Source organism: Streptomyces sp. NPDC005262, assembly GCF_042872425.1.
In the GTDB taxonomy this organism is placed as follows: domain Bacteria; phylum Actinomycetota; class Actinomycetes; order Streptomycetales; family Streptomycetaceae; genus Streptomyces.
This window is the reverse complement of record NZ_JBIAKK010000011.1, coordinates 110,760-124,706: the sequence shown is the minus strand read 5'-3', so window position 1 is coordinate 124,706 and position 13,947 is coordinate 110,760. Positions and strand designations below refer to the sequence as shown.

Here is a 13,947-nt window from a genome sequence, read left to right as displayed (position 1 = left end):
TGCTGACGCTCAAGTGACGCACGTTCTGAAGCTTCATCATGTTGCCCCGGTCGCGTTAACGGACGAGGCCGGCATGCGGTGCAGCATCGGCGGGCGGCCGGCGGACACCGGCCCCCGGGTGCCTCGCCGGAGGCGGCGCACCCGGGGGCAGGTAGGGGGGTCAGCGCCCGACCGTGATGGCTCGCTCCGTCGTCATGCCGTTGACGGTCACGCGCAGGACCGCGGTGCCCGAACGCAGTGCGGTGAGCGTTCCGGAGGCCGGGTCGTAGGAGACGACAGCGGCGCCGCTGCGGTGGTCGTACCCGGTGCCGGTCACCTCCACCCGGGTGCCGGACCACGTGGCGCTGACCGGCCAGGCCACCGGGACGGTGCGATCGCCGTCCTGGGTGACCGTCGCCGACGCGCGGGACCGGTCGCCGACCTTGAGGGTTTCCGGCGCGCTGAGGTCCACCGCATCGGTGCGCACGTGCACCTCACCACGCAGCCAGGTCTCGGACTCGCGCGTGGTGACGTCGAACGGGTCGTTGATCCGCCCGTTCCGCGGGTCGATGCCCAGCATCGTCCAGCCGGTGAAGCCGCCGTTGTCGGGCGTGCTGGCCGGATTCTTGCCGGAGTTCCCGTTGACCAGGTACGAGACGCCGTCCATCGAAGTCGCGGAGAAGGCGCCGACGTGGCCGGAGACGAACGCGGCGGATTTGTGACCCTTGGCCCGGAACTCGGCGAGCCACTGCTCGACGAGTGCGGCCTCCTTGCGGTCGCCCAGCTGGCTGGCCTTGTCCGGCAGCGGGTCCTCGGTGGGGTGGTGCTCGAACACCACGACACCGCTGACGGAACGATCCGTTTCCGCCGCAGAGAGCTGGTCGTGCAGCATCTGGAGCTGGGCGAAGCCGCCGCCACGCAGGGTGCCGCTGGAGGAGTCCAGGGTGATGAAGCGGGTGCCCTCGGCATCGAAGACGGACGTGGTGTCCCCGAACTCGGCCTTGAAGTTGACCGTCGTGCCGGGGCCCATCACCTCGTGGTTGCCGGGAACGTAGTGCCAGGGGATCTTCCCCCCGGTGCGGGCGCCGAACTCGTCCAGGAGTTTGCGGGCCAGCGCGAAGTCGGCCTTCGAACCCTCGTCGACGAGGTCGCCGTTGATGACCAGCAGATCGGGTTTGGCGTCCGCGATCTCGGCCAGCGTCCGGCGGGCGGCCTGCACCAGCGGGCTCTCCGGGTCACGCGCGACGAACTGGGCGTCGGACATGACGGCCACACGCAGCGGACGGTCGTCGACGGTGCCGTTGGTGACGACCACCGGGTCGGCGATCTTCGGCTGGACGGGCAGCTCCACGTCGGGGGCGACCTTGACCTTCAGGTCGCTGACGGTGACCTGGCCGGTGTAGGAGCGGGCGGCACCGGTCTCCAGCAGCCGCACCCGCTGGAAGGTCAGTGGGTAGGGGGTGCCGACGGGCACCGGGAAGTCGACCTTCCGCCAGCCGGTCCAGTTGATGAGCGGGCCGTCGAGGTTGGCGGTGACACCGGCGGCGGTGCGGTACTGCAGCCGCGGCCACGCGCCGTTGCCGTCGCCGTTGATCCACATGGTGACGGCCTGCGGCTGGCCGGGCAGCTGGATCTGCTGCGGCGGCACGGCGTACTGGCCGCGGGTGGCCGTGGACCGGGTGAAGTCGTACGTCAGCTTCACGCCGGGCGCGCCGTCATGACCTTCGGCCGGGGTGACCGATCCGCCGGGGGCGCGGTCGTTCGCCGAGGTCCAGGAGGCCGCGTCCGACAGGTCCGCGAAGGTCTTCTCGGAGAGTCCGACGGTGACGGCCACGTCGGTGGTCATCCTCCCGACGGTGAGGTGCAGCGTCGTGGAGGCGCCGTCGGTCAGGCCGCGTACGGTGAACGTCCCGTCCGTCGCGCTGTCCAGGGCGACCACGCCGTCGCCACCGGTGACCTTGATGTCGGACGCCTCGATGGGGGCGGAGTCACCCAGGGCGTCGTAGCCGGTGACGGTGAGGCGGGCGGTGTCCCCGGCGGCGTCGAGTGCCACCAGCCCGCTGCTCGGCGCGATCCGCACGGCGGGTGCGAGCACGGTCAGCTCGGTCGTGCCCTCCGCCCGGTGACCGCCCGAGGCCATCACCCGGGTGATGCCGGAGCGCCGGCCGGTGACCACGGCCGTGCCGTCGTTGCCCGCGTCGACCGAGACGCTGCCGTCACCCCGGCGTTCCTCGCGCCAGTGCACGCGCCCAGAGGGCACCGGCGCGTACGTCTCGTCGTGGGCGCGGGCGCGCACGGTGCGGCGAAGTCCGGGGAAGATCTTGTTGGAGCCGTCGGCGGTCAGCGCGGGCAGGACGCGGAATCCGTGCAGGGTGCCGGACCCGGGGGCGGCGAAGAGGCCGAGCCCGTTGGCCACCTCCCGCTCCGAGCCGTCCGAGGGGCTGCTGATGAGGCCGGTCGGGCTCTCGCCGGGCAGCCGGGCGGCCATGGTGGTCGAGCCGCCGCCGTCCATGTTGAGGGCGTTCACGGCGCCGAGGCCCTTCATGAAGGTGCCGAGTTCGTTGAGGTCCATGCCACGGCTGTCGGTCTGCTTGCCGTCGATCGCGACCAGGTACATCGTGCGGCCGTCGGCGGAAAAGCCCACGCTGGTCCGCGAGGTGGCGGTGACGGTGTCGCCGTCGGTGTAGTGCTTCACCACGCCGTCCTCGACCAGGACCTGGCCGCCGCCGACCGCGACCGCCACGTCGCCGAAGTCGGCGCGCGGACGGTAGGCGACGTCGACAGTGTCACCCGGTACGAGACCGGCCAGCGCGTCGGCACCGGCCTCCCGACCGAGCAGCACGCTGGTGCCCGCCGGTACCTGCTTGCTGCTGTCGGAGGTGTGCACCTCGGTGACCTTGCCGTCCCGCAGCCAGACCTCGGTGATCCGGTCGGCGCCGCTGACCGGCTTGGTGCGCGGCGATGCGCCCCACTGGTCGGTGAACAGGCCGATGCCGCCAGAGCCCAGAGTGGGAGAGTTGACACCGGAGAGTCTCAGGGGCTGACCGCCGCCGATCGTGACCTCGCCCTGCAGGAACACCTGGGCGAGCCTGCCGAGTCCGTCCGCGCCGATGGCGACGGTCTGGTTGCGCCCCTCGGTGGGCGAGTTGACGAGGCCGTCCTCGCGTGACACCGCCGCGCCGATCGGGGCCTCGGTGTCGTTCATGTCGAAGTAGTCGCCGTTGATCGCGGCGATCGCCCCCGTGTGCTTGGCCTGCTCGGTCACGCGGGACTTGCCGGTGACCGTCCCGGAGGAGATGTAGTCCACCTTCAGCCGCTTCTCGGCGAGGTTCGCGACGAGCACCTGCCCGCGCACCCAGCCGTCGGCCTCGAAGCGGTCGAAGCGGGTCAGGTTGAGCCCCGGTGCGATCGGCGTGAGGGTCTCACGGGTCGTGATGGACTGCCCGGAGGTGCTGGGGATCAGCCCCTGGACGGGGGTGCCGGGCTTGGGCGTTCCGGCGGACACCGGCACCAGGTGCTCGGGGGCGAGCGCCTGGGCGGTCGTCATCATCCCGGCGCCGATGCTGAGAGCGGTGGCCAGGGCCAGGACAACAGCGCCGCGCCGTGCGGCGGAACGCGGCCGCGGGAGGGCGAGGTCATGGGGGAGCGGCACTTGTGACTTCTTCCTGTACGAAATGTCAAGGTCGTCGCACAGTTGACGCGCCGTTGGCCACGCCGTACCGAGAAGCGAGTGATCATTGAGGAAGCGGTGTGTGAACAATCAAGTGATTCACCCCCGTCGGCGGCAGGGGCCGAGTATGGGGCCTGCCTGGGATGCAGAGGCGCATGGCGTACGCGGCGAAGCGCATGCTCCAGGCCGTGCTCGAAGGACCGCGAGGATCAGCTTCGCGTGGACCGGAGCCCGGCCCGGCCGCTTCGCCCCGGACACCGGTGCGCGCCGCACGGCGGTGGTCATGGCGTCACCAGCCCCATCGTCAGCTTTCCGGCGTCGGTTCCGGGGATCGCCCGGGGGGTGGACGATGTGCCGCCGAGGCGCACAGGCGCGTCGACCGTGCTGATCAGAGCTGGAGGTCCGCTGGCCGACCACGGAATGAGCGGAATGGGCCAGGCGCGAATGGCGAAAGGGCCGGACCGATCCGAAGTGGCGGGCTCCTGCTCTTGCAGAGCAAGATCCCGTGTCCTCGGCAACGAGGTACCTGCGCGAAGACGAGCACATCCACATGGCCGACCGCTGCGGGAGAAGGCGTCCATCCGCACGATCGCCGCCGAGCTGGGCCGCAGCCCGTCCATGATCAGTCGGGAGATAAGCCGCGCTGGCATGCCCCTGCGTGGGGACCACACCTCATGGGCCTATCGTCCCCACGCCGCTCAGCGCCGGGCCGACCAGCGCCTGCCCTGGCCCAAGCCCGGCAAGATCGGCCAGAACACCGGGCTGCTGAAAGGTGAACGGGGGTGCGGGTTCACCGTCGATCAACTCGCGTACCAGTAAGGCGATACCGCGATGCGCATCGTGGGTGCGGGTCTCCGGGAGCAGGCGGCGCTGCGGGCTGCCTGTCGCACGACTCGCGCGACGGAAGGTGAGTGTCTCAACAATGGCGGATCTGATGATCAAGGAAGAGGTTCGTGATGAGTGAGACCGCCGTGGAACCGATGCCAGTTCGCGCGACCGTGACGTTCATTTGACGCTCCAGGCACCTGAGGGGTGCCCGTCGAGTCGCGAAACCCGGTCTGACCTGAGGTTTCTCTCGTCTCGCCATCTGTGACCTCTTTTCGATGACGTCGCGCGTGGAGTGCGTGGCGATTCTTGAGCCCGCTGAAAACAGCTCCTGACCTGCGCTTCTTCGGTTCCTGTTGGTTGCGTGCGGGGTAGGCCGACCTGTTTTGAGGAACGCACGACGTGGAACGTGTCCTGGTTCAGGGGAGTGGGTTCGGCTGCCTGCGGCTTCGTGGGCGACTCGGGAGATGATGCACGCGTTCCCCGCACTCCGTGGGGCATAACGAGACCCGTCCCGACGCTCATTTGACGCTGCTTCCGACGGAGCGTCAGGTGGGTGACCCGCTGGGCAAAACGGTCTGGGCCGAATTCAGCCTCGCTCCCTGAGCTCGCCCTCCCCCTGAGCGTGAGTCAGCACGGGCGCCACTACGGGAGGACACCTACTCGGTCGCATGAGCTCCACCAGCTCGCCTCACCGGGACCCGTGCAGGCCAGGCCCGGCCCGATTCCCTCGCTTGGCCGGACTGGGCGTCCGCGGTGTCTGACCGAGTATCGAACAGGAGCAGGCCGGCCTGCCCGAGTTCGGCACCGTGCTGGACGACCCGGACTTCGCCGCCGTGGCCGAGGCCCTGGGTATCACCGGCATCCGCGTCACCGACCCGGCCGACGTGGAGAACGCCGTGCGATGCGCCTTCCGCAGCCCGGGCCCGGTCCTGCTGGACGTTCTGACCAACCCCGATGAGATCGCCGTCCCGGCCAAGCCGACTGTCAAGCAGGGCCGGGGGTTCGCCGTCGCCAAGGTGAAGGAGACCGTCCGCAGCCATGGAGAGTCCGGCGGGGGCTGACAGCAGTTCGAGGAATGCCGATCGGCGGACGGGGTAGGCGCGTGCCTGCCGGACGATGGACCGGCGAGGACGAGGCTGATCGACTGGGAGGGCGCCATGATGCCGACGACGACCGTGCTGACCGCCGAGCAGACGGTAGATCTGCCGGAGATCACGGATCCTTCCAAGGTCGCGCCGAAGGACGCGCGGGAGCTGTCGAAGCCGTTCTTCGACCGGCTGGCCGTCCTGGAGGAGGGAACGCCCGAGTATCAGTACGCGCGCAACACGCTGATCGAGATGAACATGTCCCTGGTCCGCTACGCGGCCGGCCGGTTCCGCAGCCGCGGGCCGGAGGAGATGGAGGACATCGTCCAGGTCGGCATGATCGGACTCATCAAGGCGATCGACCGCTTCGAGCTGACCCGCGAGGTCGAGTTCACCTCCTTCGCCGTGCCGTACATCGTCGGCGAGATCAAGCGGTTCTTCCGCGATACCTCTTGGGCCGTACATGTCCCGCGCCGGCTCCAGGAAGCCCGTGTCCAACTCGCCCGCGCCAACGAGGAACTGCGCAGCCGGCTGGGCCGGACACCGACCACCAAAGAGCTCTCCGAGCTGATGAGCCTTCCGGGGGATGAGGTCGTCGAGGCCCAACTGGCCTCCAACGGCTACAAGTCCGCCTCGCTGGACGCGGCGATCAACGGCAGCGAGGACGGCGAGGCCGCGCTGGCGGACTTCATCGGCGATGAGGACGCCGCCCTCGGCCTGGTCGAGGACATCCACGCCCTCGCCCCGATGATCGCCGAACTCGACGAACGCGACCGCAAGATCATCCACTGGCGGTTCGTGGAGGAACTCACCCAGGCCCAGATCGGTGAACGTCTCGGTGTCTCCCAGATGCACGTCTCCCGGCTGATCTCCGGTCTCCTGGCCCGCCTGCGAGAAGGCATGCTCAGCACCGTCTGACGCGCGAAGGCATGCTCAGCACCGTCTGACGGTCGGGGGCCCGGCAGCCGGACGGCAGCCGGGCGTCCTGCGGAGTGGGGGAGATGTCGCGTGTAGTGCCTCACTTTTGCGAGGTCCTGCCGATCGGGCGGGGCCACGCGGCTGCGGTGGTGCGGTCCGCCTCCACACTCGCCGCGATCGGGTTCGGGCCGATGACAGGTACGGCGCTCCGAGCACCGTTCCCAAGCCGAGACGCGGCGCACCGCGCGAGGCCGGAGGCCGCGACCGCCCACGCGGCCGGCGGGCAGACACCGCTACGGGTCAACCGAGCGGCCTGCTCACGGTTCGTGCGGTGTCGGCGCGTGCGTGCCGTACTGAGCGAACCGACCGAAGGGAAGGCTGCGGGCGGTCCCGCCGCAGGTACTGGAAGATCGAAAGGGGCCTGCCCGGAGTCACGCCGGGCAGGCCCCTTTCGAATTCTCGGTGGAGAATGCAGGTTTAGTGCTTGAACGCGTCCTTCGCCTTTTCCTTGGCCTCACGGACATCACCTGTGCTCTTCTCGGCCTGCCCCTCAGCAGCCATACGGTCGTTTCCGATGGCGCTTCCCACGGCTTCCTTGGCCTTGCCCTCGGCCTGCTCGCTCTTTGCCTTGGCCTTCTCGCCGGCAGTCATGGAAGAGTACCTCCTGATAGCTCGTGTGCCGCTGTCGCGGTAACCCGCTAGTGCCCCGGCATTCCTTTCACAAACAAAGCGTAGTCGGTGAATGGCGTCGGAATTGCAGGGCAGACGAGCGTGCAGGAGGTTGATAAACATGGTTCCCCTGCTGCTTGTTCTGCTTCTTGCACTGCTCCTCTTTGGTGCCGGCTTCGCCATCAAGATCCTCTGGTGGGTCGCAGTCGCCGTCCTGGTGCTCTGGCTTCTCGGCTTCGTCATGCGCTCCACCACCGCCGGTGGCGGCCGAGGTCGTTGGTACCGATGGTGATCTGACCCGCAGCGCGCCTTCATCACGGGGTCCGGCCGATATGACGGCCGGGCCCCGTGCGCATGCCGGACGTGAGGCGACCTGGTGCGTAAGAGGCCATGCAGCCCATAGGCGTCCCAAACGGCAGCAGGGTAGGCGTGTTGTAGTCGGGGGCGGGACAGGCACGCGCGATGGAACCCGCGCGACCTCCTGCCGTGTCCCCGCCCCCGGCCTTACCGGCGGCCGTGCGCCCAGCCGGGCTGCGGCGGCGTGCGGAGGTCCCGTGGGGCGACTCCCGGACGCGGTGGCCGGCGACCGGGACGCGGCTACCGACGTGGCCTGGTAGGAAGCGACCACGGCCGAGCTGATCCGTCGCAGCCCCGACCACGCCCGTACGGACCTCCCGTTGCCTTTCAGCGTCGGCTTCCGTTCGAAGCCTGACCCTGGGGAGACGTAACAGTGCTTCGATACTTGGATGCGGAGAGCGGCTCAGAGCCGGGCAGGGGCGGCGCCTTCTCCTCCTGACTCCTGTACCACGAGGCCGGCTTCTTGTATGCGCCCCGTCCTCAACGCCGCCCGTGCGGGCCGGCTTGACCTGACAGACCTGGGCATGGGCCGCGGTGAACAAGGTCGCGGACGACCACGCGGCGGGCCGTCGCGGCAGCGTGTCCACCGGTGACCGAAGCCGTTTCCGGTTCTCAGCGGCCGGATGCGGCAACTCGCAGTGCGCTACGTCTCGTTCTGCGGCAGGGTCGCCAGGGAGGCGCCTACCTGTGGCCGAGCGGCCCCGCCGACCGGCCCTGGAACCGCCCCGGTGGGCGGCTTTCGTGCGCCGCCGGGAGGACGATCGGTCTGTGGGACCGCGAGTACGGCGCGCCTTCGCTTCACGCGCGCGGCGCTGGCTGGCTCGCGCGGCGCCTGCGGTTCGCCATTGTGCCAGGGTGCCGGTCGGCTCACAGGAAGCGCCGGATCGGGGTGACGACGGCTTCCTTGGCGTGTTGCAGCACTGCCCGTCGTCTCCATCGAGTGAGCTCGATGCCCACGCTGTGGCGCAGGTCCGCCTCGTAGTCGCGGTCGAGGGAGGCAGTGAACTCCTCGTCCAGGACGGCGAGCATCACTTCTTCGTCGTGGTCCATGGACCGGCGGTTGAAATTGGTGGATCCGATGAGGGAGGCGACCGAGTCCACGGTGATGATCTTGGCGTGCATCATGGTCGGCTGGTACTGGCGGATGTGCACGCCGGCCTGCAGCAGACGCGTGTAGTGGTGTTGACCGGCGAGCTGGCAGGCGCGCTGGTCGGTGTGGGGGCCGGGCAGCAGGATCTCGACATGCACGCCGCGACGTGCGGTCTGGCACAGCAGGTCGATGAAGTAGGTGTCGGGGGCGAAGTAGGCGGTGGCCAGCCGGAAGCGTTCCTCGGCGGAGGTGAGCATGACCCGGATGAGGGTTTGCATGTCCTGCCAGCCGATGCTTGCGGAGCCGCGCACGACCTGCACCACCGACGAGCCGACCTGCGGGTGTTCCGTGAAACGGTCGCGGTCATCGAAGAGTTCGTCGTGACACTCCGCCCAGTTCTGCGCGAACGCGGCGGCGATGCCGTCCACGGCCGGGCCGCGCACCTGGACGTGGGTGTCGCGCCACTCGGCAGGGTTGCGGGCATTGCCGCTCCATTCCTCCGCGATGCCGACGCCGCCGGTAAAGGCGGTGTGTTCGTCGACGATGAGGGCCTTGCGGTGGCAACGGTGGTTCTGTTTGAACGGTGACAGCCACACGGGTTTGCGGAACCAGGCCACCTGCACGCCCGCGGCGCTCATGAGGTCCAGCAGCCGCCGCTCGATCTCCTTGGATCCGAAGCCGTCGAGCAGCAGTCGCACGCGCACCCCCGCGCGGGCGCGGTCGGCCAAAGTGACGGCGAAGTCGTGGGCGATCTGACCCCGCCAATACACGAACGTCATCATGTCGACGGTGTGCCGAGCCGAACGTATCGCCCCGAGCATCGCGGGGAAGATCTCATCACCGTTGCGCAGGGGCACCAGGTCATTGCCTTCGGTGGCGGCCACGCCGATCAGTCGCTCCAGGCGACGGCGTAGGCGCTGCTTGCGCGCCGCTGCGTCAGGCGCGGTGTCGCGCGCAGGGGGTGCCGGTATGCCGTCGCGTATCACGCCGAATCTCCCACTGGACCATGAAGACAGAACGTAACGGGCCGCTGGCGAGCCCGAACAACCACATTCCCGGCCGGCGCCGCGGCACTCCAGCAGTCTGCCTGGACCGAGCCCACCGACACCGCGACACCAGCCGCACAGTCTTTGCTGAGGATGCCACTCAGGCGATCAACGTCGTGTCGTCACGACGCTCGTTCGACGCTCCAGACGTTCGCGAGGGTGGTCCGTGCAAATCATGTGCAGGCAGCGACGACACGCCACCGGTCACACCGGCCACGGCTGCGGATCAGCGGAGATTGCAAGGGGTACGGCGGCAGGCAGGTCCTGCGCGATGTGGATCTTGATGTGTCTGCCGGGACGCTGGTGGGAGTCGTCGGCGAGAAAGGGGCGGGGAAGAGAACTCTGCTGGAGATCGCCGTGGGACACGTCTCACCGGACCGCGGAACGGTGACACGGACCGGGACGGTGGGGTACTGCCCGCAACGGGCGGTACTGCACGACGCGTTCACCGTCGGACAGCATCTGCGGTTGTTCCAGGTGGCCTACCGGCTGCCGACACTGGAGCGCGCCGACGAGCTGATGGAGCTGCTGGCGCTGACCGGCCGCCGGCGACAGCAGGCCGGCGAACTCAGCGGCGGAACGCGACAGAAGCTGAACCTGCTGATCGCTCTCATGGGCTTCTTCCTCATCATCATGCTCAGCCTGGTCGACACCGGCCTGCAGAATCCCGTCTTCAAAAGCTCATGGATGTGACAGGCGTGTCCGCGCTTCCTCTGTACGGCGTGAACCAGCTGGCGCTGAGCTCAGCCCTCACCCCGCACATCCCCTGGTCCCACGGCCTGCACTCCCTCACCTGGTCCGCAGCGGCCGGCGCCCTGGCGCTGCTCGTCCTCCACACGCACCGCCCTTCCTGCCCCCCGTGGTCCCGCAGACCGAGACTCCAGACAGGGCGATCACGGTGAGGACGGTCTTCCTCCCGGGCCCTCGTTGCCGGCCAAGAGGCTGTCCCATCATCGGTGTGCGTAAGGTGGTTGAGGCGAATGTCGTGCTGTGCCGAGTCCGCCGTCGAAGGTGATGGCCATACGCCGGAGCCGACCTGGACACCATGACGCCGATACCCGCGAGCACCGCAGGGACCTGCCGTACGCCTTCACCAAACAGCTCCTCCTGGCCGCCCCCGACCTACATGCCCACGGTGCCCGTCCTCCGCGGCGAACCGGCACGCGGACACCGCGTTCTGGCCCCGCTCACCGGCGGGGCAGTGCGGGGCAGCGCGGGGCCCGAACAGCGCGAAGTTCTCGCGCGGCGGAGAGAGGCGTTCGAAGCCTCAGCCCACCGGCTCAGGAGCTTTGACAGTCTCCCGTTCCGCCCACTCGATCTGCCTCACGCGCGGGTCAGGGTCAGGCGGGTCCTACGGGAGGGGGTGTGCGCAGCGCGATCATGGCGACGTCATCATCGTTGTCGCTGGGGCGGACCTGGTCCAGCAGCAAGTCGCAGAAGGAGTCGAGGGGGCGGTGGGCGAGGGAGGCCGCGTGTCGGCGCAGCCGGTCAAGCCCGTGATCGATGGAGTGGTGCGGGGATTCGACCAGTCCGTCGGTGTAGAGCAGGAGCGTGGCCTGGGGTGGCAGGACGGTGACGGCGTCGGGGCGTGGTCTGGTGACTCCGGTTCCGAGGAGTATGCCGTGAGCCTCGTCGAGGTAGCGGGTCTGACCGTCGTGGGTGATGAGCAGGGGCGGCGGGTGGCCGGCGTTCGTCCAGCGTAGGCGCCACAGTGTGTCATTCCCGAGGGTGAGCCTGGCGAGGATCATGGTGGCCATGGGTACCTCGGCTATGTGCATCACGGCATCGTCGAGACGTGTGACGACGGCGCTGGGTGCGGCCTCGGGGTGGGACCAGGCGAAGGCGCGCAGCATGTTGCGGACCTGCGCCATGCCGGCTGCGGCGTCGAGATCGTGTCCGACGATGTCGCCGATGGCCAGTGCGTGGGCGTGGGCGGCCAGAGCGAAGGCGTCGTACCAGTCACCGCCCACGGATGAGGCGTCCGGAGCGGGTACGTAGCGCGCGGTCATCTCCAGCCCGGGCAGGACGGGCAGCTGGGGCAGCAGGTGGCGTTGCATGGTCTCGGCAACTTTGCGCTGGCGCTGGTACAGGCGCGCGTTGTCCAGCGCCAGGCCCGCCCGGCGGGTGAGGTCCTCCAGCAGCGGCAGGTCGGCAGGGGTGAAGGCGTCATGACGCTGGGCGCGGCCCAGGGTCAGGGCGCCGAGTACGTCCCGTAGTCCGCGAATGGGTGCGATGGCGGCGGAGTGCATACCTGTCGCGGTGAACAGGCGCTGCTGCTCGACCGCTATGCCGGAGTCGGGCGGACCTTGGTAGGTGGCGGGGCCGGCGAGGGAGGAGGCGGCGCCGCGCAGGGCCCGTGACAGGGGCATCGGTGACTCTGCCGGCACGGGAGGCATCGGGCCCTGCAGGTCGTCCCGCTCGACGAGAATGCCGTCCTTGTGCTCCATCACGAGAACGCGTCGTACTTCGTCACGTTCGGTGAGCAGGTCGAACACGGCCCAGTCCGCGAGTCGGGGCACGGTCAGGGCCGCCAGTCGGTGCAGCGCCTCGTCCGCGTCCAGGGTGGACGTGAGCTGCGTGGTCGTCTCCGCCAGCAGGGACAGGCGGTCCAGTTCTGTCAGCGGCGCGGAGTGCCCGCCGTCGGTGTGGCGCACGTCCCCTGGCCTCGGCTCGTACAGCATCGCCAGCGCACCTGTCCCGCCCGGACCGGGTGAGTAGGGCGTGACCAGCCAGGACAACTGGACGAGAGTGCCGTCCCCGCAGGCGAACCACTCGGCGTCGCCATGTGCGGTGTCCCCCGTGAGGATGGCCTTCCTCATCCGGCAGCGCGTGCGCGGCACCGAGTGCCCGTATCTGTCCCGGTGCAGCAGGTCGTGGGAGTCCTGACCGACGAGTTCTGAGGCTTCCCTGCCCAGCAGGCTTTGGGCCGCGCTGTTGACCGCGACGATGAGGCCATCGTCACCGACCGCGATGGCGGACGCCCGCAGGTTTTCCAGCGTTCCGTCGAGCAGGACGCCAGAGCGCGCCTGATGCCCGGACAGGGGGACACTTTCCCTGCCGGGAGCGCCGACGTCGTCCATGTTCCTCCTCTGTTCAAGCCCGAATCGTATCGAGTACCCCAACCGGATTCCGGCATGCATCGAAGGCTCGTCTTCCCTGCTGCGACTACTCGAGCACATCCTGGTGATGCAGGAAGAAGGTGTCCTTGAAGTCCCGAATGCCGGTCGCGAGTGATGAGGACGAACGGACTGTTGGTCTTGGCCCGAGGGCGAGCGGGTGGAGCACCCGGACTACGAGATCGACCTGACCGCGGACGGCGTCGAGAGGGTGGCGATGGCCTTCGTGCCGACCATCATCCGGGCGAACTCGGCAGAGAAGCAGGCTCGGCCGACGTCCACCACCCCGGCGGAATACGTCCCATAGTGCGGGTGCCAGGGCGACCGCGCACGTCATCAGCGCGGGCTCGGGTCGGCGGGGTGCTGGTTGTCGGTGCCGGGTGCGTTGTGGACCGCGAGGATACGGACGCGGTCGCGGTCACCGAACAGATGAGGCTGTCGCCCGGGCCCAGGTGTTCGAGACGCGGGCCGGACGGAGTCTGCAGCTCGACTTCTCGCTCGCCGTCCACCACCTGGTCGAACTCGTCACCGGGGTGCCCTCTACCCCTGTCGCTCTTTGTTCGGCGTTCTAACGAGGGGCGTTCTGTACGGTGAGGACGTGGACCCCGGAAAGGTCCTGATTGTCCGCCAGAACTCGCCAGCGGTGAGGGGTTCCGCCAGGGTAGAGCAGGCTGTCACCGGCGTGGAGGCGGTGCAGTTCGCGGCCGCCCGGGCCCAGTAGGTCGACCTCGATCGCGCCGTGCACCACGTAGAGGAACTCATCGCCCGGGTGGTCGTAGTACTCCTCGAAGCCGGTGGGTCCTCCCGTGTATTCGACCGGATGGATGGCGAATTGGGGTGCCCCGAGCATTCGGGCCGAGCCGCCGCTGTTGGCGACGGGGGTGCCGGTCCCTTCCCGTACGACGTGGATGTCGGCGGGGGAGGTTGCCGAGTGCGCCAGCAGGGCCTGTTGGGTGGTGCCGAGCGCCTGGGCGATCCGGTGCAGCGAGGGCATGCTCGGGCGGGTCAGCCCGCGCTCCAGCTGACTGAGGAAGGGGTGCGAAAGGCCGGCGCTGCCCGCGAGTTGGACAAGGGTGAGGCCGCGCTTCTTGCGTAGTCGACGGATCGCGTTACCGAGCTGCTGGTCCGGATCGGCGGGGGTTTCGGTGGGGCGGTCTGCCATGGCGAAAATCCTAAGCGGTCACTTCGG

Annotated in this window: 10 protein-coding genes and 2 pseudogenes; 7 read left to right on the top strand and 5 right to left on the bottom strand. The window is 69.0% G+C overall.

The genetic code is table 11. The annotated features are described in order from the left end of the window. Nucleotides 1-160: 160 nt before the first annotated feature. Nucleotides 161-3,631, bottom strand: a complete 3,471-nt coding sequence (locus tag ACFYP5_RS25445) for a phosphodiester glycosidase family protein (protein WP_389040161.1) — start codon at nucleotides 3,629-3,631, stop codon at nucleotides 161-163. Between the two features lie 438 nt (nucleotides 3,632-4,069). On the opposite strand from ACFYP5_RS25445, the pseudogene ACFYP5_RS25440 reads away from it, so the two are divergent. The 4 genes and pseudogenes from ACFYP5_RS25440 to ACFYP5_RS25425 all read left to right on the top strand — a co-directional run. Then, nucleotides 4,070-4,255, top strand: a pseudogene (locus ACFYP5_RS25440) (hypothetical protein); the annotation flags it as partial. Nucleotides 4,256-4,297: 42 nt separating this feature from the next. Continuing rightward, nucleotides 4,298-4,468, top strand: coding sequence for a hypothetical protein (locus ACFYP5_RS25435; protein ID WP_389040434.1), 171 nt, complete (start codon nucleotides 4,298-4,300; stop codon nucleotides 4,466-4,468). A 776-nt stretch (nucleotides 4,469-5,244) separates the two neighbouring features. Next, a pseudogene (locus tag ACFYP5_RS25430) lies at nucleotides 5,245-5,538 on the top strand (thiamine pyrophosphate-dependent enzyme); the annotation flags it as partial. A 96-nt stretch (nucleotides 5,539-5,634) separates the two neighbouring features. Further along, complete coding sequence (locus ACFYP5_RS25425; RefSeq protein WP_389040159.1) at nucleotides 5,635-6,480, top strand: RNA polymerase sigma factor SigF; 846 nt, start codon at nucleotides 5,635-5,637, stop codon at nucleotides 6,478-6,480. Between the two features lie 477 nt (nucleotides 6,481-6,957). On the opposite strand, the gene ACFYP5_RS25420 is transcribed toward ACFYP5_RS25425, so the two are convergent. Beyond that, nucleotides 6,958-7,131: a CsbD family protein gene (locus tag ACFYP5_RS25420; protein WP_351730874.1), complete on the bottom strand. Its 174-nt coding sequence runs from the start codon at nucleotides 7,129-7,131 to the stop codon at nucleotides 6,958-6,960. Nucleotides 7,132-7,270: 139 nt separating this feature from the next. Between ACFYP5_RS25420 and ACFYP5_RS25415 the strand changes: the two genes are divergently transcribed. Next, nucleotides 7,271-7,441 carry a hypothetical protein gene (locus tag ACFYP5_RS25415; RefSeq protein WP_037952753.1) on the top strand — a complete coding sequence of 57 codons (171 nt, stop codon included), beginning with the start codon at nucleotides 7,271-7,273 and terminating at the stop codon, nucleotides 7,439-7,441. Nucleotides 7,442-8,373: 932 nt separating this feature from the next. On the opposite strand, the gene ACFYP5_RS25410 is transcribed toward ACFYP5_RS25415, so the two are convergent. Further along, entirely contained in the window at nucleotides 8,374-9,582 is a 1,209-nt protein-coding gene (locus ACFYP5_RS25410; RefSeq protein WP_389040156.1) for a phosphatidylserine/phosphatidylglycerophosphate/cardiolipin synthase family protein, read from the bottom strand. A 345-nt stretch (nucleotides 9,583-9,927) separates the two neighbouring features. On the opposite strand from ACFYP5_RS25410, the gene ACFYP5_RS25405 reads away from it, so the two are divergent. Further along, on the top strand, nucleotides 9,928-10,335 hold the full coding sequence (locus ACFYP5_RS25405) for an ATP-binding cassette domain-containing protein (protein ID WP_389040153.1): 408 nt from the start codon (nucleotides 9,928-9,930) through the stop codon (nucleotides 10,333-10,335). A gap of 647 nt (nucleotides 10,336-10,982) precedes the next feature. Here the strand turns inward: ACFYP5_RS25405 and ACFYP5_RS25400 are convergent. Continuing rightward, a complete protein-coding gene (locus ACFYP5_RS25400) occupies nucleotides 10,983-12,722 on the bottom strand; it encodes a SpoIIE family protein phosphatase (protein ID WP_389040150.1) in 1,740 nt (579 codons plus the stop codon). 196 nt (nucleotides 12,723-12,918) lie between these two features. On the opposite strand from ACFYP5_RS25400, the gene ACFYP5_RS25395 reads away from it, so the two are divergent. After that, a complete protein-coding gene (locus ACFYP5_RS25395; RefSeq protein ID WP_389040148.1) occupies nucleotides 12,919-13,065 on the top strand; it encodes a hypothetical protein in 147 nt (48 codons plus the stop codon). Nucleotides 13,066-13,326: 261 nt separating this feature from the next. On the opposite strand, the gene ACFYP5_RS25390 is transcribed toward ACFYP5_RS25395, so the two are convergent. Beyond that, a complete protein-coding gene (locus ACFYP5_RS25390) occupies nucleotides 13,327-13,920 on the bottom strand; it encodes a helix-turn-helix domain-containing protein (protein WP_389040145.1) in 594 nt (197 codons plus the stop codon). Between the last annotated feature and the right edge of the window lie 27 nt (nucleotides 13,921-13,947).